We start from the raw sequence: 21576 nt of genomic DNA, 5'->3' as shown, positions 1-21576 counted from the left end.
CGAGACATCGGTTTGTCGGGGCAGTGCGCTGTGTTGTGTGGTTGGGACTCGCTGTTTGAAATGGCTGAGTTCTGTTCCCCTCATGCCGTCCATCGTGAAGGATCGGTATCCTCAGCGACTTGGCTGAGCACGTCCAGCGCGGTGGCCACCTTCTTCGACACTCGCGCCTCGGCCATCGTCACTGCCACAATCGTGTTCGAGAATTCAGGGTTCGTCACAGGCAAATATCTCACGCGCATGCCCTGAAACGACCGGATCTCTGGGTGGGGGACAGCATTGGCCAGTGAGAACCCGAGGCCCCAAGCCACCATTGACCGAATTGTTTCCGCGTTCGGCAGGAGCCATCTGACCTTCGGCTCGTGCCCCAAGCCTCTGATCTGCCCGATGAGTAGATCTGCGGTTGGTGGCGAGTCGAGGAGAATTAGCGGGTCGTCGATGAGTTCGGCGATTTCGACTCCGCTGCGATCCGCCAAAGGATGATCCGCTGCAACTACTGCGTGTAGCTGTACCTCGGACAATGGGTGCTTTTGGAGTCCCTCGATCTGAACCTGCTTGCGATACATCACAGCCAGATCTATCTCACCCCTAAGGATCATCTGCTGAATGGTGGTCGGGTGGGCTTCGACGAAGCTGACATCAATCTTGGGAAATCGGCGGCCGAAATTTGAGGCAGTTCCAGGAAGCACCCGCGGAGCCGCAGTCGGGATGCAGCCGATGCGCAATGGCCCATGCAGGACGGCAGAGTCTTCGCTTACCGAATCTACAGCTTCAGTGACTGTGGCCAGAATCGACTTGGCGCGAATTCCGAACTCCCTGCCGGCGCTTGTCGGTCGGGCACGTCTCGCTGGCCCGCGGGCAACAAGTGTTACGTCCAACTGCTTCTCCAGTTGGCTGAGTGCTGCCGACATTGTCGCCTGAGACACGTTGGATGCGGCGGCCGCAGCGCTGAGGGAACCTTGGTCAAGGATGGCGAGAAAGTACTCGATTTGTCGGAGGGTAATATCCTTCATCGGTTTTACCTATGTTCTTGGTGACAATAATTTGATTTTCTTTTTGATCTTGTCGCGGAAGACTGAACGGAGTCAACTCATCTATGCAATGAAGCACGAGGCATTCTCACAATGAACAGTTCCACAATGAAAGTCATCACCCTGGGTACCGCGGGGGGACCGCGATGGTGGAAGGGTGATCTCAAAGACCGCGCTGGCATCTCCACCGCGGTTGTCGTTGGAGACCGGTTCTATCTCATTGACGCCGGACATGGAGTCGGGCGTAGGGTCCGGCAAGCTGGATTGGATCTCGGAGATCTAGGCGGAGTGTTCATCACCCACTTGCATTCGGACCATACAATCGACCTGCCCTCTCTCGTCGTATTCGGAATGCACGAACTTCAGCAACGAGTCGACACTCCTGTCCCGCTCGTCGGGCCGGGGCAGCGCGGAGCGCTCCCTCCAATCTCCACGCGAGCGAAGTCCACGCCCAAACCAGTTGCTCCTACTAATCCGACTCCTGGAGTCGCCAGCATGTTCAAGAGCATCGTTGAGGCCTTTGCCACCGATATCAATGATCGGGTCCTCGATTCTCTTCGACCGTCGCCAGAGCTGCTATTCGACCCACGCGAAATTGAGATACCCGAGGATTCCGGTTATCACCCGAATGATCATCCGACGCCCGATATGGAACCTTTCGTCATCTTCACAGATGACCTGGTGACCGTCTCGGCAATCCTGGTTGAGCACCCGCCCATTGCGCCGGCCTTCGCGTTCCGCTTCGACAGCGAATACGGTTCAGTGACCGTTTCGGGTGACACCTGTGAAACGGCAAACATGGTGCGTTTGGCTCGAGAGACCGATCTGCTTCTGCACGAAGCTATCGACTTCAGCTGGGTGGAAGACAAATACAGCCACCGCACCGATGACGAAGGAATAGCGTCGCGCGACCACCACTACAAGTCGCATACTTCAGTCGATGGTGCGATCCGGATCGCAGACGAAGCCGGAGCGCGAACTTTGGCACTGCACCACCTGGTACCCGGTTCTGCGGACGAGTCCGTCTGGTCTCGAGGGAGCGAACAGTTCCCTGGGACGTTCCTCGTCCCGGAGGACCTCGACTCTTTGTCTATTTCAACACCAACACGCGCGACACTCAGGAGCTGAACGCACAATGACGAACAACAATGACGTTGTCGATTCTGAAGGTCTGCAGACTTCGCTTAAGACTCCAGAGATGCGACGAATCCTGGCATCGAGCTTCGTTGGGTCTGCAATCGAGTTCTACGATTTCATTCTCTACGCCACAGCGTCGTCGATAGTCTTCGCACAGCTCTTCTTTGCCGGATTGGGTCCAGGGCTCTCGCTCTTTGCTTCCTTCAGTACTCTTGCGGCAGGCTATCTGGCCCGACCGCTCGGAGGCATAATCTTTGGGCACTTCGGCGACCGTGTGGGTCGCAAGAAAGCACTCATCGTATCAATGGTGATGATGGGGGTGGTCACAGTCGTTATCGGGCTCATGCCACCGACCGAATCGATCGGAATGATCGCACCGATATCCCTTTTCATCCTTCGGATCGTCCAAGGAGTCGCGGTCGGCGGAGAATGGGGAGGAGCGGCCCTTATGGCGTTGGAGCATGCACCGAAGAATCGCCGAGGTCTGGCCGCGGCATTCGCCAATGCCGGTGGTCCGGCAGGTGCCATCCTGGCGACCCTCGTCCTTTCTCTGACAGCTACGTTGACAGGAGATGGATTCGCGACTTGGGGTTGGCGACTGCCGTTCCTCTTGTCTGCTGTGCTCATCGTTGTCGGTCTCGTGATTCGTCTCAAAGTGAGTGAGACTCCAGCGTTTCAGCGACTCGAGTCGGAAAGCGACGAGCGGAAGGTCCCGTTGCTTACAGTCTTTGCCAGCTACAAGCGACAAGTACTCGTCGCACTGATGGCTACGATGACCATCTATGTCACGCAGGGACTGACTACAGTCTGGGGCGTTTCGGTCGCAGTGGCGGCTGGTGAGGACAAGTCAGAGGTCCTGAATTGGAAGGCGCTCGGAGCGTTGACCACTCTGATCGTCACCTTTCTGGTCGCTCGGCTCAGTGATCGAATCGGTCGCAAGCTGACCCTGATCGGGGCGCATATTGTGGCGGCCGCGTTAGCACTGCCGGTCGTGCTGCTCATCGTCAGCGGGGAAGTCCACCAGTACGCGATCGCGATCATCCTTGGAAATGGCCTCGTTCAGGGCTTGTGCTACGGACCGATCGCAGCCTACGTCTCGGAGCTATTTCCACCACAGGTCAGATATTCAGGTGCGTCCGTCGGATACCAACTGGCTGCTGCATTGGGCGCCGGCCTCTCTCCGATGGTCGCCTCGGCGCTCATCCTCGTTCCTGGTGCCGGCCCGTATCTGATCGCTGCAGCTTGGGCGTTGATTGCGCTTCTCGGCGCAATCGCAGTATTCATGAGCCGTTCCTACTCAGAGGGAGGGGCCTCTCAGGCAGAACCTGCGATTGGAGGCGTTCAGAAAATCAAAGGAAATCAGCGAACTGCAGTGTGAAGTCTCCTGTAGTGCAGCACAAAGTCCGATCTCTCAACTGCTCACCCGTCTCCCGAAGATCTCATTGATCTCCGGGAGACGGGTGGGGTGCACAACTGGCAGGTGACTTCATTCCAAGAACTGAGAGAGCCCCTACCGTGAGACGTCGGACCGGACAGGCAGAATGCCGGGGAACGCCGACCTTCTGCTGTCGCCCCCTACAGCAGAATGGAGGTCTGCAGGGATCGACATACACTTTTCAGAAATGGTCGACGAATGGGAAGACGAACCATTCCGGCTGGTGTTTCACCAGGACACGACTGATCAGTTCACGATTGAGATGAACAACGTACTTTCGGGGAGGGCAGGGAAGTCGGGTTGGCCGCGTCAGTCCACTGCAGATCACACTAATCGTGTCCGAGTATTCTGAATGCATGACCCACGACCCCATGCTCACGAATAGCCCGAGGACGCAGGATGAGAACACTGGCAGGGCGACCACGGGCAACACCGACGCGCCGATTCTGGGGGCAGCGCCGGGTGCCGCAGTGGGGCGCTACTTCCGCAAGTACGCTGTCTTCTCAGGGCGAGCCAGTCGCAGTGAGTACTGGTGGATCGCGCTGCTCAGTCTTATCATCTACGGTGTCGGCGGAGCCCTCGCCGGTGTGATCCAAGTCGCAACCGCTGGAACGAACGCCTACGGCGACGTCAGCGACGAAACCACGTTCGGTGCGGGACTGATCAGCTCACTGCTGTTCCTGTATTTCCTTTCGACCATCCTTCCCAACATCGGTCTCGGCGTGCGCAGACTCCACGACGTGAGTCTGAGCGGATGGGTCATACTCATCGGCATCGTGCCCTTCTTCGGTTCGCTCATTCTCTTCGTCCTCTCGTTGCTGTCGAGCAACCCTTCCGGACAGCGATTCGACCGACGTTGAGCGCGGACGACACGACCCCGATCGCTAAAGGGCAACCTCGGCGGTGACCACAGAAAGGAAGCAGGACATTGCCACAAGCACCAGGTCCTCACAGCACCGGAATCGCAAGCGGGGTCAGCCCACCGGAATTGTCCTACCTAGCCACCATCGACGTTGATGTGGACGCACCGATCACCATCGGAACCACGGTTGACGGTCTGCGCAAGGTCGTCCCGATCCGCGGTGGAAAGGTCTCGGGCGCGGGCTTCAACGGAGAGGTGCTCGACGCCGGTGCCGACTTCCAGCAATACCCGAGCGAGACCGTGTCCTACTTGGCCGCCGACTACGTATTGAAAACCGACGACGGGCACCACATCCTCGTCGAGAATCGAGCATTGCGCACCGGCAGCAGCAGTGATTTGAACAAGCTGATGAACGGCGAACAGATTGATCCCGAGCGAATCTATTTCCGCTGCGTACCGCGATTGAGCGCCGACCAGTCCGGCCCATATGCCTGGCTCAGCAACGTCCTGTTCATCGGCTCCGGAGTACGCAGTCCCACCGGCGTGCGAATCGACATCTTCCAGGTCCACTGACTCCTGCCACTCCGCTGGCACCAACCAGCGCCACAGGCATCTGGTCTATGACCTGACCGTCACACCGCAGCAGCTTCTCTGACGTCCGGGCGACGGTTGGCCTCAACGTCGACTCCGCGCATGCCCAGAAGCACGACTGCCGCCAGCAGAAGCACCACGCCGACGAAGACGTAGATCGCCTGCGGAGTCCATCCGCCGTCGAGCATCGCACCGGTGGCCGTCGGGGCGATGATCGCGCCGAAGCGACCGATCCCGATTCCCCAACCCACACCGGTCGAACGCAGTGAAGACGAGTAGGACTGCGGGGTGAGAACGTAGAGGCCGGCAATGCAGCCGTTGCTGAACATGCCGACCAGGACGCCGACGATGACGACCAGAACGATCCACTGCGCGGTGAAGATGAACACCGCCATCAGAATCGCGGCCAGCACTGAGAAGCATGTCAGCACCGACCGGGTCGACCAGCGGGAGGTGAACAGACCGAAGACGACAGAGCCGATGGCCCCGCCCAAGGTCAGTCCGACTGTGACGATCATTGACAGGGTGTCGGTGAGCCCGGTTTCGTGCATGAGGCGCGGGGTCCACGAATTGACGAAGTAGAAGCCGAACATCACGATGAAGAACGTAGCCCAGACGACGAATGTGACCCGGCGGTTGCGACGATTGAACAGAGCCAGGACACCTGAGTCGCTCGTGGCGTTCTCCTCGGCGATGGTCGTGGCAGAGAGATCGACCGTGTCGGTGAAGCCCAGCTTCCGAGCTATGTCGTCGAGCTTCTTCTGCGCGTTCGCCGGTTTCCGGGTGTAGAGATAGGACGGCGACTCGGGGACCAGCAGCAGGACGAGAAGGAGGGACACCGTGGCGAGGCATCCGCCGAGGACGAAGACCGAGCGCCAGCCTGAGGTGGCGATGAGCGAGACCATCACCGATCCGCCGAGTGCTGCACCGATGCCGTAGCCGGCGGTGTAGATGCTGATGACCAGGCCGCGGCGCTTGCGGGAGGCGTACTCCGCGCAGATGACATTCGTGCCCACCAGAATGCCGCCGACACCCAGTCCCGTGACGACGCGCCAGATACCCAGCTGAGCCGCCGAGGTGGCGGTGGCGGAGAGGAAGAGACCGCAGATATTGACGATGAGAGCCACAATCGTCATGTTCCGTCGCCCGATCCGGTCCGCAACCGGGCCCAGGACCAGGGCGCCGATCGCCATGCCGAGCAGCGCCGCACTCATCACCAGTCCGAGCGCCGTCCCCGAGAGGGAGAACTCCTCGCTGACCTGGTTCGAGGAGAAGGAGATGGCAAGGACGTCATAGCCGTCCAGAGCGTTGAGGAAGGTGCAGATGCCGACGATCAGCCATTGATAGGCCGACATTCGAGAGGTGTTGAGTCGTTCGCGCAGGTCCACCGCATACTCCGATTCTGAGGTGAGATAAGCACCCGCATCATTGCGAGATACCTATGATGATAGGGAAAGCGTGACGCTCAGCACATTATCAGTGGCTTCAGGCTCGGGCAATGCCTGTGCTTTGCTGAGTGTGCCCATTGCACCCAAGTGCGACCAGTCGAGGAGTCAGCAGCGGGAGACGGGTTGCCTATGGGAGACCATTTACCTATGGACATAGTTAAATACCTATGCGTATAGTGATTTCAAGAACCCACCGCAGTGTTCACGAAAGGATTCACCACGTGGAGGCAACGACCACTACCAAGGTGCTGGACGACTTCTCCTTGGAGATGACCGGCAAAGACGTTCCCAGCCTGCAGCAGGCTGCTCATGCGATTCCGCAGGGAACGCGCGTGAACGTCACGTTCCTCGGCAACGAGAATCTGCAGATGCGTGTCGAGGCCGCCAAAGAAGCCCTCGACCTCGGGTTCGTTCCCGTTCCTCATATCTCGGCCCGCAGGCTGAAGTCAGAGACTGAGCTGCGTGAGTTCCTCGAGGCTCTGCAGCAGGCCGGAGCCAGCGAGCATGTCTTCGTCGTCGGGGGAGACCCGGCGACCCCCGAGGGCCCCTATTCCGATTCGCTCTCGGTCATTCGCACCGGCATCCTGCAGGACTACGGAGTGACTGAGGTGGGAATCGCGGGTTACCCCGAGGGCCACCCGGACATCAGCACGGAGGCACTTTGGGAACACATGGAGGCCAAGTGCACTTCCCTGGCAGAACAGGGACTTGGCCAAGTCGTCCTCACTCAGTTCGCCTTCGACGCCGAGGCGGTCGTGGCGTGGGTCCATGAAGTGCGCGGCCGCGGCATCGAGGCTGACCTTCGCATCGGCACCCCCGGTCCCGCAGGCATCAAGCGACTCCTGGGCTATGCCCGCCGCTTCGGTGTGGGCACCAGTGCGGGTATCGCGAAGAAGTACGGGTTCTCCCTGACGAATCTGATCGGCACTGCCGGACCGGAGCGATTCCTCAAGGATATGACCTCTTACGAATCCATCACCTCGGCGTCGTCAGGGGTCAAGACCCACTTCTACACCTTCGGCGGACTCGCAGCCACAGCCGAATGGGTCCAAGACTTCACCGCACAGGCCTGAACACCAGGCACACACAGAGATAAGAACAGAGAGGTTCATCGACCATGACCGACAATCTCCAGCAGATCCTCGATTCGACCAATGCTGTCGACCATCTGCGCAATTCGCAGATCGGCTCGTACATCTATCCGGTCGTCCCCGCTGACTTCACCAACTGGATCAAGGAACAGAAGGCATGGCGTGAGACCGCTGTCCTCTACGATCAGTCGCACCATATGGACAACGTGTTCCTCAAGGGCCCCGATGCCATCAAGCTGATCTCCGACACCGCGATCAACTCGGTCGCCAAGTTCGCCGTGAACAAGGCCAAGCAGTACGTGCCCACCACCGAATCCGGCCATGTCATCGGCGACGGCATCCTCTTCCACGAGGCCGAAGACGAGTACGTGTACGTGGGACGCTCACCTGCGTCGAACTGGCTGCTCTACCACGGTGAGACCGGCGGCTATTCGAACCTCGACATCGAGGTCGACCGCAGGTCCCCATCACGGCCATACGGTCATGCCGTCAGCCGCCGCTACTACCGCTTCCAGATCCAGGGCCCCAATGCTTGGGCGATCATCGAAAAGCTCAACGGCGGCGAGCTGGAGAAGCTGAAATTCTTCAACATGTCGACCATGACCATTGCAGGCAAGCAGGTCCGCACCCTGCGCCACGGCATGGCCGGTGCCCCCGGCCTCGAGATCTGGGGACCCTACGAGGACCACGACGCGATCCGAGATGCCATCGTCGAGGCGGGTGTCGAGTTCGGTCTGCTGCCGGTCGGCGCGCGGGCCTACCCGTCAAACACGCTGGAGTCGGGCTGGATCCCCTCGCCGCTGCCGGCCATCTACTCCGGAGAGGCCGAACGCGGTTACCGCGAATGGCTCGGCGCCGACAGCTACGAAGCCACCGGCACACTGGCCGGATCGTTCGTCTCTGACAACATTGAGGACTATTACCTGACCCCATGGGAGCTCGGCTACGGGTCGTTCGTGAAGTTCGACCACGACTTCATCGGCCGCAGTGCCTTGGAAGCCATGGATCCGGCAGCCCAGCGCAAGAAGGTGACTCTGGCCTGGGATGCCGATGATCTGGGTGAAGTGCTGGCCTCCCCGCTCAACGTCGATGGACCGAATTACAAGTACTTCGATCTGCCCTTGGCCAACTACGGTTCGGCGAACTATGACTCGGTCGTCGATGCCGATGGCAATGTCGTCGGCTTCTCGATGTTCACCGGATACTCGGCCAATGAGCGCCGAGGTCTGTCCTTGGCCACGGTCAATCCCGACGTCCCCGAGGGAGCTGAGCTCAAGGTCGTCTGGGGCGAGCCCGACGGCGGTACATCGAAGGCATCGGTGGAGAAGCACGAGCAGACAGAAGTCGGCGTCGTCGTGAGCCCCGTTCCGTATTCGACAGTTGCACGTCAGACCTACCGTGGCGGATGGCGAACCGGCCAAGACGCCTGAGAGTTGTAGTCTGAGGGGGTTCGGGCAGCAGGCCTGGACCCCCTCGCTGATTCACAGAATAGGAACCACGATGAGTCTCCGAAGCGCTCTCCTGGCGTTGCTGCGCATCGGCCCGATGTCCGGCTACGAGCTGCAGAAGCAGTTCTCCCAATCCGTCGGTCATGTGTGGCATGCCCCGGATTCGCAGATCTATCCAGAGTTGCGGAAGATGGCGAAAGAAGAGCTCATCATCGCTGAGGAGCAGACTCGCGGATCTGCTGGAATGCGCCGTGTCTATCATGTCACCGAGGCGGGGGAGCAAGCCTTCATCGAATGGATGCACAGTCCGTTGAAGTACCAGCGCACGCGCGATGCCGCTCACTTGAGGGCCGCATACCTCGAGTCGGCTGACCAGGACGCCGTCTTTACGTTCCTCAGCGAGCACATAGCTCACTGGACGAGAGAGCTCAAAGTCTGGGAGGACGAGATCGCCACCATCGAAGCTCTCGAATCTCCAATGCTCAATCGTCGTCTGGCAGTCACATCTGATGAAGACCGTGAAGTCACCATCGCGTATAAGAAGTTCGCCTACGAAGGCCTGGCCGCCCGAGCCCGCAGCGAGATCGAATGGGCCCAGCGAGGTCTGAAGCTCAGCAAAAGGCTCGAACGAAAGAACGCACAGACCGCACAATAGAGCGCTGGGGCTTTCCTGCGAGACGATTCCAACGCACTTCATGCGGACAGTCGTCAGTGCATCCGCGGTCCAGAATCCAGATCACAGCGGCGGTCATCGGTGTGGCCTCGTTAGTTGCGTCTTACGGCGACTGTGACTTCTCGAGCAGGCGCCGGTCGGGTTAAGTGTGATTGTCAGCTAGGTCAAAAAATAAAGTGCCACTCTTGTAAAAATGTGATCTGTTTCATACTATTGTCATACTTCGAAGGAGAAGAGGGCAAATGGCTCAGAGTGCTTCACTGTCACCAGAATCCGTCAAAAAGAGTGAGCCATACATGTCAGGAAATGACGCGTCTCAGGCCCTTGCGGAATCCATCAAGAAGCTGCGCACATCGCAGAAGATGACTCAGAGGGGGCTTGCTTCAAGAGCGCAACTGAGCACCTCATTCATCAGCCAGCTCGAGCGAGGAAACACAGATGTCACCTTCAGCACGCTGACACGATTATGTGCGGCTCTCGGCACGACAATCGGCCATCTGTTCCCGGCAGACCAGCCGAATGGCCGAATAGTACGATTCGACGAATACAGGCACCTGGACTACAACGGGGTCGACAAGTACGTCCTCACCCGTGAAGAGATGGCAGACGTCGATGTCTGCCTGTTCGACTTTCCACCGGGGTCAAGCACCGGCACACGAGTCCCTCCAGGGGTCGATCGCACCGAACTGTGGATCTGCCTGACAGAGTACCTCGGCATCGACATCGGCTCAGATGTTCACTTCCTCAAAGCCGGTGACAGTCTTGACTTCGCTTCCGATCGAACGAACACGGTCTACAACCCAGGCCCGAATTCAAGCAGAGCTCTCTTAGTGATCAAGAATCATAAGAAATAGAGGAATCATGATGAAACGATATTCTGCAATTGCTGCGGCACTGATATTGCCATTTGCCCTCACCGCATGCATGCAAGGGGGAGAGAGCACCAGCGAACTCAACGCAGACGATTTCAAGGACCCGGTTGCCGGTGAAGTCGCCGAAGGGTCGTTGGACGGTACGACGATGACGTTTGTCTCCTGGGGCGGAGGGTTCCAAGATGGTCAGACTAAGGCCTTCTCTGAACCGTTTGCCAAACAGTCCGGGGCAGAAGTGCTTTCGGATGGCCCTACAGATGCCGCTAAGCTCAAAGCTCAGGTCGATTCCGGCAATGTCTCCTGGGACGCAATCAACGCAAGCCCCACGCAGAATGCCGCGAATTGCGGCACTTTGTTCGAGAAGCTGGATCTCTCGCTCATCGATACCAGCAAGATCCCCGAAGGTACCCCGCAGGGCGACTGCTACCTCCCATCCCTGGTCTACGTCTATGGAATGTTCTATGACGCGGACAAATACGGCGACAATCCTCCTACCGGGTGGAAAGACTTCTTCGATACGGACAAGTTCCCCGGCACACGAGCCGTTGAAGGCCGACCGTCGGCTACCGCTGGAACATTCGAAGCAGCGCTGTTGGCTGATGGTGTGAAGCCGGATGACCTGTTTCCCCTCGACACCAAACGGTCATTGAAGAAATGGGACACTATCAAGAAGGACGTCAAATACTGGCAGACAGGTGCTGAGCAGACTCAGATGGCCCAGGCCGGCGAAGCCGATATGATCTTCGGCTGGAGTGGCCGGATCTATGAGGCCAATCAAAACGGTTCCAACTTCAAACCAGTCTGGGATCAGGGATTCCTTGCCAGCGATACCTTCTCGATTGCCAAAGACTCGCCGAACAAGATCGCTGCACATGCCTACATCAACTACGCGTTGGGAGCGAAGCAACAGGCAGAAATGGCGGAGGCGACCAGCTATTCGCCTGTCAACGTGGATTCCAAACCGAAATTTGAAGGCGAAGCCAAGGAATTCAATGTAACGCGGCCCGAAGTGCTCGACGTGACGCTCCCACAGAATGCCGATTACTGGGGAGAGAACCAGGAGGAGCTTTACGCCGCGTGGGGAGATTGGCTCAACAAATGAGTGGTTTCGTGAAGGTGTTCTCTCATGAGTGCTAAGCAATCGCGAACAGCAGTGCTGGCATGGCCAGCACTGCTGTTGGTGGCGCTCGGCTTCATCGTCCCTGTCGCAATCATCTTGGTGATGAGTGTGACGGACCCGGAGCCGGGCACCCAGAACTTCGAGTGGTTGGCCACGAACTCGACCGCTCACGATATCCTGTGGCGAACGATCTACATTGCGGTGTTGGCAACCCTGATCACCGCAGTGTTGGCCTACCCGTTCGCTTATCTGATGGCAACCAGTTCGACCTTGGTCCGCTCGATTCTCATGGTGGTGGTCCTGCTGCCATTCTGGACCTCGATGATGGTCCGGGCATTTGCGTGGATCATCATCCTCCAGAAGAACGGACTGCTCAATACGGTCGTCGGCGCTTTCGGCATCGATCCTCTGACCATTCTGGGCACGAATACTGCTGTGCTCATCGGCATGTGCCAGATACTCATGCCGTTTATGGTCCTGCCGATGGTGTCTGTCATGGTCGGGATCGACTCCCGATTGCCCTTGGCAGCACGCATCATGGGGGCTCCGAAGTGGAAAGCATTCCTTCAGGTTTATTTTCCGCTGTCCCTGCCCGGGGTTTTCGCTGGGTCGTTGATCGTTTTCATCCTGTCGTTGGGCTTCTACGTCACACCGGCACTTCTGGGTTCACCGAGGCAGCAGCTCATTCCCAATGCTCTGTTCACACAGGTGCTTGAGCTGCTCTCGTGGGGCAGGGGAGGCGCATTGGCAGTTGCCACGCTGGTCATGGTCGGAGCAGTCTTCCTGCTTCTCTTCCTTGTAGCCAAGGTGATGGGCATCAAGATCGGAAAGATCGGGGGCGGGCTGTGAATAAATCACGCGTAACGCTATGGGCCGCATGCGTCTTCATCGGGCTGTGGCTTGTTGCTCCGACGCTCATCGTCATCCCGATGAGCTTCAATGAACAGCGATCGTTGGCGTTCCCTCCCAAGGGCTTCTCCTTGCGATGGTTCGAGAACTTCTTCAGCGACGCACAGTGGCTCGGAGGTTTCCTCAACTCTGTGCAGATTGCGCTACTGACAGCTGTCTTGGCAACAGTGCTGGGAACACTGGCTGCCTACGGCTTGTCCAAGGTCAAGGGCATCAGGGAATCAATCGGCCGTAACTTCCTCGTCATTCCGATGATCATTCCGTCCGTCATCTTCGGCGTCGGACTCTACAGCCTGTTCCTCAGACTCGGTCTGGTCGGAACGCTGCCTGGATTCCTCATCGCCCATACCGCACTGGCCGTCCCCTACGTTGTCGTGACGGTGGGGTCGACGCTGGCTGCATATAACGTGTCTCTCGAAAGAGCAGCTTGGGTCTGCGGAGCCAATAAGTTCCGCGCATTCATCGGCGTCACCGTTCCCATGCTGATGCCGGGCATTCTCTCCGGAGCATTCTTCGCATTCATCACCTCCTTCGATGAAGTGGTGGTGTCGATGTTCATCTCAAGTCCGTATCTGCAGACACTGCCCGTCACGATGTTCGCCGGGATGCAGCGTGAGGTCGATCCGACGATTGCCGCCGCGGCGACTCTCATCATGATCACTACGACCGCTGCCGCTATCGGCGGAATCCTGTCTCAACATCTCAAGAGGAAACGCACATGAGCACACAAGTCATCGGTGCAGCACTGAGTCTTCGCGACATCAGCAAACGATTCGGATCCGTCACTGCTGCTGCGGACGTCAACCTCGACGTCGAGCCGGGAGAGTTCATCTCCCTGCTGGGGCCCAGCGGCTCCGGTAAGACAACGACGCTCAACATGATCGCAGGGTTCGAAGAGCCCAGCGGCGGTCGAATCATGATCAACGAGAAAGACATCACCGATATCCCCATCCATCGCCGCAACATCGGCATGGTGTTCCAGGGATATGCCCTGTTCCCGCATATGACAGTGGAGAAGAACGTCGAATACCCGCTCAAACAGCATGGGTTCGACAAGGCCGAGAGGAAGCGAGCCACCGACGAGGCTCTGTCAAAGGTCTCCCTCGAGAAGTACCGTGCTCGGATGCCGGCACAGCTGTCCGGAGGTCAGCAGCAGCGAGTGGCACTTGCGCGTGCGATCGCTTATAGGCCGCCACTGCTGCTGATGGATGAGCCGTTGAGCGCACTGGACAAGGCGTTGCGTGAAGGACTGCAGACAGAGATTCGTCGCATTCACCGAGATCTGGGCACCACGGTCGTCTATGTCACTCACGATCAAGATGAAGCGATGGCACTGTCCGACCGTATAGTGGTGTTCAATGAGGGGCGGATTCAACAGATCGGAACACCCAACGAGCTGTACAAGAACCCGAGCAATGAATTCGTTTCGCAGTTCCTCGGCGAATCAATCCATCTCGACGGATTGATCGAAGAGCAGGGAAGCGGCCACGAGTTCGTCAGAGATGACTTCCACTTGCCCACCGAGGTCGATCATCGTGGTCCGGCGCAGTTGATGATCCGACCCGAAAGCGTCGAGCTCATCAGCGCTTCGAGCGCTGAACAGTCAGGTCCGACCGTGGAAGCAGAGATTCTTGACAGGGTCTACGTCGGACATTCGGTGAAATACATGGTCTCCTGCCGAGGTGGGGGAGGCGTTGTCCGGTCGCGGGCGACCGACGTCGATGACTTCGCCATCGGTCAGGAAGTGCTCTTGACCTGGGAAGCTGATCGATCTCGCATCCTGCCACTGGCCACCTCGGCGAAGAACGGGGAAGAATCATGAAGAACGGACATCTGTCCCACTGGCTCGACTCCACCAGGGACCTCAGTCGAACTCGGCAGCGGATCGAAGGATCCACTCAAGCGGACGTGGTCATCATCGGCGGCGGATATACAGGACTATGGACCGCCTATTGGACCAAGAAGCAGGATCCGTCACTCGATATCGTTGTGTTGGAGAAGGAATTCGTGGGATACGGAGCCTCCGGACGAAACGGCGGTTGGATCAGCGGAAAGACTGTCGGCCTGCGCCGAAATCTCATGTCTGAATCGGTCAGTGCAGAACAGGTCTTAGAGATCGAGCGCACGTGCCACCAAGCCGTCTTTGAGATCGACGATCTGATGGCCGCCGCAGGCAAAGACATCGACGCGCACAGAGGCGGTTGGATGCAGATCGCTCGCAGTGACAGCGAATTTGCCCGGTTGCGGAGCCATGTCGAAGAAGACCGGAGCTGGGGGTTGACCGAAGATGAAATCGCTCTGCTGAGTGCGGAAGAGACCTACGACAGAATCCATGTGCCGGGAGTGCAGGGTGCCGTCTACAGCCCCTATTCGGTCAAATGCAATCCGGCGAAATTGGTGTACGCACTCGCGGAACTATGTGAAGATCTCGGTGTCAGAATCTATGAGAATTCTCCAGTGGAGGAGTTCTCCGATGGCGATTGTCAGACCACTCGTGGACACGTGCGTGGGTCAGTGGTCGTTCTGGCGACCGAGGGATACACCTCGGCGCTGCCAGGCAGGAAACGGGACCAGTTGCCGATGGTGTCGTCGATGGTTGTCACTGAGCAGATTCCTGAGTCGCAATGGGAATCCATCGGCTGGTCGGGCTACGAATGTTTGAGCGGCGCACAGCACATCTACTTCTATGCCCAGCGAACTGCCGACAATAGGATCGCTATCGGCGGGCGCGGAGTGCCATATTTCTGGGGATCGCGATTCGATACGAGCGGGGAGCTCGACCCAGGGACCACATCTCAATTGGGAGAGATCCTGCAAGGACTGTTCCCGACTGTTCCCATCAAACTTGCCCACTCGTGGCGAGGGGTTTTGGGAGTTCCTCGTGACTGGTCGCCCTTCATCGACTATTCCAAGGCGAATCGACTGGTTCGTGTCGGAGGCTACGCCGGGCAGGGGGTGACGGCCTCCTACGTAGCCGGACGCACGGTTGCAGGACTCATCTCCGAGCAGGATTCTTCGCTGACAGGGTCGGCGTGGGTCCGGAACATGCCGCGTAAATGGGAGGCTGAACCATTGCGCTGGATCGGCTCGCGATCTGTGCAGATGATGTACAAGGCGGCAGACACGATCGAGCATCGAAGGGGAGGTGCGGACACATCTGTGTTCGGTCGCCTGGCCACTAAGATCTCGGGACGATAGGACGGAGGCGGCCGGATGATCTGGAGAATTGTCATCGTCGACCGATCTGATGGCGCGGATTCCTCCCGTCTGGGCGACCTGGGCTCGGCAGTGAACGTCCCGGGTGCCGAGTTCAAGGTTCAGCGGTTGCTGCCCGCGGATCTTCGACAGGTCCATCCCGACACATCGGTGGTGTTCGTGCGTGCGGGATATTGGAATGACGTCGAGCGTCTTCTCGAACTGGCACCGGCAGTGTCATGGGTACATGTGAACATGACCGGTGTCGACCATTTGCCCGTGGATCGCATGGAATCAGCCGGAGTCATTCTCACGACTTGTCGCGGAGTCCTCGACCTTGCAATTGCCGAATTCGTCCTCGGCAGTGTGCTCCTATGGTCCAAGGGGCTGCTCCGTTCAGCCCTCGATACACGAGAGCGCCGAACAGATTACCGAGAGCCGAAGGCGAATTCCGAACTGAACGTTCTGATCATCGGAACGGGAAACATCGGTTCGGAGTGTGCGCGAGTGTTTCGGCAGGCGGGTTTCGGACGCATCGTCGGCATTCGCCGAACACCTGTTCCGCTTCCTGACTTCGACGATGTGGCCAGTGTGGAGGTGCTGCCGATTCAAATCAGTCAACATGATGTAGTTGTGTCCTGCCTGCCGGCCACCAGCGCGACCGATGGGCTGCTCGGCTCCGCCGTGCTCAGGCAGCTGCGCAAAGAATCCGTCTTCATCAACGTCGGGCGAGGATCAACCGTCGATCACATGGCGCTGGCAGAAGAGATGAATGCTCGCGCTGGAACTGTTGCCGTCCTGGACGTCACCGAACCCGAGCCACTTCCGATGGATCATCCGCTGTGGGATTGTTCCAACGTCGTGATCAGCCCACACATGTCAGGCGATACCGTCGGCAGGCACGACGCCTTCGCAGCTCTGTTCGTGGAGAATCTGCGGCGCTATTGTTCTGGGGACGAACTGCTCAATCGCGTTGGACAACCGCCTGAGTCAGCGTAAACGCTTACCAGCATCTGTTGACGGACCATGCCGCGTAATCACTTCGCCCGATAGTCCGGGACTTCAGACTCCTACGCCCGCAACTGGTGACAGCGAACTACGACTTGGTTTGCAGGGCGAAAGCATGAGTGCTTATCGTCAGGAGCTTATGCCGGCTCGTTGGAAGCCCTGTATACGAGTCCACCGGTAGCGCGTCCGCCTGTCGCACTGCACCAGGATTCGCAGGAACAAGCCGCCCGCAATGAGGCCACCGAGGAGATCTGTGACCCAGTGCCACCCGAGGAGGAATGAGACCACCACAGAGTTCACGCTGATGGCGACGACGACCCAGCACAGAATATGAACGAGCCGTCGGGATGCGCCACTGTAGTGGGCGATGAGGTAGACGGCGGCGCCATAGATGAGCACCGCCTCGGCGGCGTGTCCGGAGGGAAAACTGATCCCACGATCGCCGAACTCGAGCAGACCGCCTTGGAAGAATCTCGGATCGTGCAAGGTCGTCGATGGGCGGGCCAGCAGAACCTTCAGCCCTCCGATGCCGATGAAGAAGGCGGCCTCGGCTGCCAGAGCGAACCCGATAGGACGCCAGGACTGACTTCTGCGCGCGATCACAATAGCAACAATCGCCAGCACGGGCATGCAGACTGCCTGCCCGGCGATGCTGTCGAGGATATTCTGTGCGAACCACACCAGATCAGGGTTGTAGAGGTAGAGCCAGCGACGATTGAGTTGGTAGTCCCAGACTCGCAAGGGCCCCATGGCGAAGATCGTCAACACGACGAATCCGAGTGCCAGCACCCAAATTGAGGTTGCCCGAGTAAGCCATCCCCTACTCTTCGCCTGTACTCGGTCTTGATCGGTGGGAAGGCCGGTCTGACCATCAGGCGCCATGCGAGAATCGACAACCATCAAGGGCGAGTTTAGTCGGTTCTCGGTGTCCAAGTGGAAACGGCTGGATAATGGGAGCTGAACCATTGACGCTTTACGTCGATCAGCACTATTGGCGTTATGACGTGGCTCACGTAGCATCAAGTATGGACGTCGTTGACTTTATTCCACAGCCCAATCAGTTCGTCTACACCTTTGGCGGATCCCAACCGGCAGCCACGATCGCACCCGGTACAGCTCTACGACTGTGGTCGGAGGACGCCTTCAACAATGCGATCACATCGGTCGCGGACATTCCGAGCGAGAAGCTCGATTCACGATACCTCAACCCGCAGACGGGACCGTTCTACGTCGAAGGAGCCCAACCGGGGGACACCCTGGCCGTCCACATCGTCGATCTCACGCCTGCACGCAGTTGGGGAGCCTCGGCGATGATCCCGTTCTTCGGCGGGCTGACGGCGACGGACAGAACCAGCCTCCTGCACGATCCTCTGCCGGAAGGAGTGTGGATCTACGAGATCGATTCCGCCGCGCAGACGGTGGGATTCCAGCCTCGCAGAGGCGACTTCGAACTGGCGCTGCCGCTCGAGCCTATGCTCGGCACCGTCGGCGTGGCGCCGGCCGGCGGCGAGGTGCATTCCTCACTGACACCCGAACGATATGGCGGAAACATGGACACCCCCGAGATGAAGATCGGCACGACAGCCTATTTCGGAGTCAACGTCGACGGCGCCATGTTCTCCATCGGCGACGGTCACTACCGCCAGGGCGAGGGGGAAGCGTGCGGCACAGCGGTCGAGGGCGCGATGAACTCGACGATCATCGTCGACCTCATCAAAGGCGGCGCTCCGGCGTGGCCGCGGCTGGAGACCGACGGCCATTGGATGGTGGTCGGGTCCTCGAGACCGATGGAGGACTCGTGGAGGATCTCCCAAGTTGAAATGATCCGCTGGCTCGGTGAGCTCTACGGGCTGGAGACCATGGACGCCTATCAGCTGCTTACCCAGATCTCCCTAGTCCCCGTCGCCAATGTGGTCGACACCAACTACAGCGTCGTGACGAAGATCGCGAAGTCCCTCCTGCCCACGCGCAGTGCCTTCGACGGGATCCACGCGGAGCTGCGTGATCGTGCACGTTCCTTGTCCTAGTTCCAGAGCATCGAGGAGAGAGAGTTCCGTCATGGACTTGAAGATCAGTGGGAAGACAGCAATGGTCACCGGGGGTACACGGGGTATCGGGCGTGCCATCGTCGAGGCGTTCATCGCCGAGGGTGCCAACGTGGCCTTCTGTGCACGAAACGCCTCAGAGGTCGCCGAGGCGGAAGAATCCTTGGCCTCGAAGGGCAGAGCCACCGGCACGGTCCTTGATGTCCAAGACGCCACGTCTCTGTCCGAATGGGTCGAAGCCACGGCCACAGAGTTCGGCGGAATCGACATGGTCGTCAACAGTGTCAGCGCCCTGGCGATACCGGATACCGAAGAGAACTGGTACGAGTCGTTCAACGTCGACATGATGGGCACAGTCAATCTGTCCAAGCTCGTGATCCCATATCTGGAGAAGAGCGGTGTGGCATCGCTGATCTCCATCTCGAGCGTCTCTGGTCGAGAAGCTGACTTCGCCTCCGGGCCCTATGGGACGATGAAGACCGCGATCATCGGCTACATGGCCGGACTGGCGCTCAGTCTTGCTGACAAGGGCGTCAGGGTGAACACGGTGTCGCCGGGCAACACGTATCACGAGGATGGAGTGTGGCCGGGAATCGAGTCATCCGACCCCGAGCTGTTCGCACAGGCGATGAGCCTGAATCCCACAGGACGTATGGGAACACCGCAGGAGACGGCGGCGAGTGTCGTGTTCTTGTCGAGTCCGCTGTCGAGCCGGACGACTGGGGCAAACCTGCTGATCGACGGAGCGTTGACTCGCGGAATCCAGTTCTGAGGTCAGAGAGCCTGAGGGGACTGCTCAGCCGTTTGATTCGTCGGGCTCCTCATGTTCCCTGTTCGCGGTCGTCGAACCCAGTGCATCTCCCTCGAAATTCTGTCGACGTTCCTCTGCTGCCAAGTCCTTCGTGTCGAATTCGATTTGGTCGACGCGTTTCTGGGACGGTGCCGCATCAGCAGCTTGGTCCAGGTTCTCGGTAGCTTTGCGAATACCGTCTTCGGTGGACATGATGATCACCTTTCGCATTCGAGAGTGAGCTGGCGCCCAGTCTACGCTTCTGCTCACAACCCCAACACCCTGACTGCGTTGTCCTTCATGATCAGCGGTACGGCGTCTTCTCTGATGCCCAGGGCTTCGAAGTCGTTGATCCAGCGCTCTGGGGTGATGAGTGGGAAGTCGGAGCCGAAGAGCGTCTTCGTCTTGAGCATCGACCCGATCGCCCTGGTCAGCTGTGGTGGGAAGTACTTCGGTGACCACCCGGAGAGGTCGATGTAGACGTTGGCCTTGTGAGTGGCGATCGAGATCGAGGCATCGGCCCAGGGAACCGAGGGGTGGGCGAAGATCATCGTCAGTTCAGGCAGATCAGCGGCCACATCGTCGAGCAGCATCGGGTCCGAGTATCGGAGTTTGATGCCGCGGCCACCGGGCAGTCCGGCACCTATCCCCGTCTGGCCGGTGTGGAACAGCGCGACGAGTCCTTGCTCGGCGCAGGCTTCGTAGATCGGGTAGTACTTGCGGTCGCTGGGGTCGAAGCCCTGCAGGCTCGGGTGGAATTTCATGCCCCTGACCCCGTAGTTCACAGCGAGGTCCTGGACTCGGGCGACCGCCTCGGCGACGTTATGAGGATCGACGGAGCCGAAGGGGATGAGGACATCGTTGTGTTCAGCAGCCTTCTGGGCGATCATCTCGGACGAGACAGGGGGATGCCCGCCCAGGGCTGTCCTGGCGTCGACGGTGAAGATCACCGCGGCCATGTTGCGTTCCCGGTAGTAGGCGGCGAGGTCATCGACGGTAGGCGTGCGGGGGACCGATGCTTTGAAGTATCCCGCCGAGGCGTCGAGGAGCTCCCGATCGAGAGACGTGTGCTGGTGGTCATCGGCCTCGACATGGGTGTGCACGTCGATTGCGGTGATCTTCGAGAGGTCGATGTTGGGCTGGTAGATCATAAGTGTCCTTCCGGAAGCGGGGTGGTCGGCATCGTGTTTGTGCGGGGCAGGACCTACGGCAGCTCGCCGTACTTGCGTTTGAGTGCGATGAGTTCGAGAAGCATGTCGTCGCGTTGCTTCGATAGCACTGCCGGGTCACGACCCTGAAGCTCCTCATCAACACCGGAGATGAGCTTCTCCTTGAGATCCTCGCCGAGGTGAACCTGCCTCAGATCGTGCATCCACACTTCCTGAGGTGGCCCCAGATGGTCGAGCACGTGCCGCATTCCGCCGGACCCACCCGACAGGGACTGCTGCGCGAGCGGCCCGAGGATGGCCCAGCGCAGACCGGGCCCGTAGGAGATAGCGGTGTCGATGTCGGCCACAGACACGACTCCACGATCGACGAGTGAGTACGCTTCCTGCCACATGGCGGCCTGGAGGCGGTTGGCCACATGGCCGGGGAGTTCTGCGCGGACGAGGATCGGCTTCTTCCCGATAGCCTCATAGACGGTCAGTGCACGATCGACGACCTCGGCCGGGGTATCGGGGGACGGGACGACCTCGACGAGGGGAACCAGGTGGGCCGGGTTGAACGGATGACCGACGACGATGCGTCCCGGTGCCTTCGTCGCCTGTGCGTTCAATTGGCTGGGGGAGAACCCGGAAGTGGAGGAGGCGATGATCGCGGCCTCCGGGGCTGCGGCATCGATTTCGGCGAGCATGGACTGCTTGACTTCGAGGCGTTCGGGCCCGTTCTCCTGCACGAAATCGGCACCGGCGAGGGGGGGGAG

Annotated in this window: 22 protein-coding genes and 1 pseudogene; 17 read left to right on the top strand and 6 right to left on the bottom strand. The window is 59.1% G+C overall.

Annotated features, from left to right (window positions below):
• Nucleotides 1–80: 80 nt before the first annotated feature.
• Nucleotides 81–1010, bottom strand: coding sequence for a LysR family transcriptional regulator (locus ACE03M_RS12310; protein ID WP_485934167.1), 930 nt, complete (start codon nt 1008–1010; stop codon nt 81–83).
• A 111-nt stretch (nt 1011–1121) separates the two neighbouring features.
• Between ACE03M_RS12310 and ACE03M_RS12305 the strand changes: the two are divergent.
• The 5 genes and pseudogenes from ACE03M_RS12305 to ACE03M_RS12285 all read left to right on the top strand — a co-directional run.
• Nucleotides 1122–1388, top strand: a pseudogene (locus ACE03M_RS12305) (MBL fold metallo-hydrolase); the annotation flags it as partial.
• A gap of 135 nt (nt 1389–1523) precedes the next feature.
• Nucleotides 1524–2156, top strand: coding sequence for an MBL fold metallo-hydrolase (locus ACE03M_RS12300; RefSeq protein ID WP_485934313.1), 633 nt, complete (start codon nt 1524–1526; stop codon nt 2154–2156).
• A gap of 7 nt (nt 2157–2163) precedes the next feature.
• Nucleotides 2164–3543, top strand: coding sequence for an MFS transporter (locus ACE03M_RS12295; RefSeq protein ID WP_485934165.1), 1380 nt, complete (start codon nt 2164–2166; stop codon nt 3541–3543).
• 413 nt (nt 3544–3956) lie between these two features.
• A complete protein-coding gene (locus tag ACE03M_RS12290) occupies nt 3957–4460 on the top strand; it encodes a DUF805 domain-containing protein (protein ID WP_485934163.1) in 504 nt (167 codons plus the stop codon).
• Between the two features lie 68 nt (nt 4461–4528).
• On the top strand, nt 4529–5035 hold the full coding sequence (locus ACE03M_RS12285) for a DUF3237 domain-containing protein (RefSeq protein ID WP_485934162.1): 507 nt from the start codon (nt 4529–4531) through the stop codon (nt 5033–5035).
• A gap of 59 nt (nt 5036–5094) precedes the next feature.
• Here ACE03M_RS12285 and ACE03M_RS12280 read toward each other — a convergent pair whose 3' ends face one another.
• Nucleotides 5095–6441, bottom strand: a complete 1347-nt coding sequence (locus tag ACE03M_RS12280; RefSeq protein WP_485934161.1) for an MFS transporter — start codon at nt 6439–6441, stop codon at nt 5095–5097.
• Between the two features lie 281 nt (nt 6442–6722).
• Here ACE03M_RS12280 and ACE03M_RS12275 point away from each other — a divergent pair, with 281 nt between their 5' ends.
• The 10 genes from ACE03M_RS12275 (at nt 6723) to ACE03M_RS12230 (ending at nt 16808) form a co-directional block, all read left to right on the top strand.
• Nucleotides 6723–7574: a methylenetetrahydrofolate reductase gene (locus tag ACE03M_RS12275; RefSeq protein ID WP_485934159.1), complete on the top strand. Its 852-nt coding sequence runs from the start codon at nt 6723–6725 to the stop codon at nt 7572–7574.
• Between the two features lie 44 nt (nt 7575–7618).
• The gene (ligM, locus tag ACE03M_RS12270; RefSeq protein ID WP_485934158.1) at nt 7619–9022 is read left to right on the top strand and encodes a vanillate/3-O-methylgallate O-demethylase; all 1404 of its coding nucleotides are present in this window, start codon (nt 7619–7621) and stop codon (nt 9020–9022) included.
• A 70-nt stretch (nt 9023–9092) separates the two neighbouring features.
• The gene (locus ACE03M_RS12265; protein WP_485934157.1) at nt 9093–9695 is read left to right on the top strand and encodes a PadR family transcriptional regulator; all 603 of its coding nucleotides are present in this window, start codon (nt 9093–9095) and stop codon (nt 9693–9695) included.
• Between the two features lie 314 nt (nt 9696–10009).
• Nucleotides 10010–10567 (top strand): helix-turn-helix domain-containing protein, encoded by a 558-nt coding sequence (locus ACE03M_RS12260; RefSeq protein WP_186292974.1) that lies wholly within the window; start codon nt 10010–10012, stop codon nt 10565–10567.
• A gap of 10 nt (nt 10568–10577) precedes the next feature.
• Nucleotides 10578–11687 (top strand): ABC transporter substrate-binding protein, encoded by a 1110-nt coding sequence (locus ACE03M_RS12255; RefSeq protein WP_485934155.1) that lies wholly within the window; start codon nt 10578–10580, stop codon nt 11685–11687.
• 24 nt (nt 11688–11711) lie between these two features.
• On the top strand, nt 11712–12554 hold the full coding sequence (locus ACE03M_RS12250; protein ID WP_485934153.1) for an ABC transporter permease: 843 nt from the start codon (nt 11712–11714) through the stop codon (nt 12552–12554).
• Nucleotides 12551–13336: an ABC transporter permease gene (locus tag ACE03M_RS12245; protein WP_240520256.1), complete on the top strand. Its 786-nt coding sequence runs from the start codon at nt 12551–12553 to the stop codon at nt 13334–13336. The genes ACE03M_RS12250 and ACE03M_RS12245 overlap by 4 nt, the downstream gene beginning before the upstream one ends.
• Nucleotides 13333–14436, top strand: a complete 1104-nt coding sequence (locus ACE03M_RS12240) for an ABC transporter ATP-binding protein (protein WP_143921129.1) — start codon at nt 13333–13335, stop codon at nt 14434–14436. Before ACE03M_RS12245 ends, ACE03M_RS12240 begins: the two co-directional genes overlap by 4 nt.
• The gene (locus ACE03M_RS12235) at nt 14433–15812 is read left to right on the top strand and encodes an NAD(P)/FAD-dependent oxidoreductase (protein ID WP_485934152.1); all 1380 of its coding nucleotides are present in this window, start codon (nt 14433–14435) and stop codon (nt 15810–15812) included. Before ACE03M_RS12240 ends, ACE03M_RS12235 begins: the two co-directional genes overlap by 4 nt.
• A 15-nt stretch (nt 15813–15827) precedes the next feature.
• On the top strand, nt 15828–16808 hold the full coding sequence (locus ACE03M_RS12230) for a D-2-hydroxyacid dehydrogenase (RefSeq protein ID WP_485934151.1): 981 nt from the start codon (nt 15828–15830) through the stop codon (nt 16806–16808).
• Between the two features lie 138 nt (nt 16809–16946).
• Here the strand turns inward: ACE03M_RS12230 and ACE03M_RS12225 are convergent, their stop codons facing one another.
• Nucleotides 16947–17606 carry a phosphatase PAP2 family protein gene (locus ACE03M_RS12225; RefSeq protein ID WP_485934150.1) on the bottom strand — a complete coding sequence of 220 codons (660 nt, stop codon included), beginning with the start codon at nt 17604–17606 and terminating at the stop codon, nt 16947–16949.
• Between the two features lie 236 nt (nt 17607–17842).
• Here ACE03M_RS12225 and ACE03M_RS12220 point away from each other — a divergent pair, with 236 nt between their 5' ends.
• The gene (locus tag ACE03M_RS12220; RefSeq protein WP_485934149.1) at nt 17843–18844 is read left to right on the top strand and encodes an acetamidase/formamidase family protein; all 1002 of its coding nucleotides are present in this window, start codon (nt 17843–17845) and stop codon (nt 18842–18844) included.
• Nucleotides 18845–18875: 31 nt separating this feature from the next.
• A complete protein-coding gene (locus tag ACE03M_RS12215; RefSeq protein ID WP_485934148.1) occupies nt 18876–19634 on the top strand; it encodes an SDR family NAD(P)-dependent oxidoreductase in 759 nt (252 codons plus the stop codon).
• A 24-nt stretch (nt 19635–19658) separates the two neighbouring features.
• Here ACE03M_RS12215 and ACE03M_RS12210 read toward each other — a convergent pair whose 3' ends face one another.
• The 3 genes from ACE03M_RS12210 to ACE03M_RS12200 form a co-directional block, all read right to left on the bottom strand.
• Complete coding sequence (locus ACE03M_RS12210) at nt 19659–19865, bottom strand: hypothetical protein (protein WP_485934147.1); 207 nt, start codon at nt 19863–19865, stop codon at nt 19659–19661.
• Nucleotides 19866–19918: 53 nt separating this feature from the next.
• Entirely contained in the window at nt 19919–20803 is an 885-nt protein-coding gene (locus ACE03M_RS12205; protein WP_485934146.1) for an amidohydrolase family protein, read from the bottom strand.
• Nucleotides 20804–20856: 53 nt separating this feature from the next.
• Nucleotides 20857–21576: 3-hydroxyacyl-CoA dehydrogenase NAD-binding domain-containing protein (locus tag ACE03M_RS12200; RefSeq protein WP_485934145.1), on the bottom strand; the 720-nt coding region annotated here is incomplete at its 5' end.

The sequence above is a fragment of the Brevibacterium sp. AGC70 genome, assembly GCF_057334195.1.
Note: the sequence above shows the minus strand (reverse complement) of the source record. Positions and strands in the feature narration are given on the sequence as shown.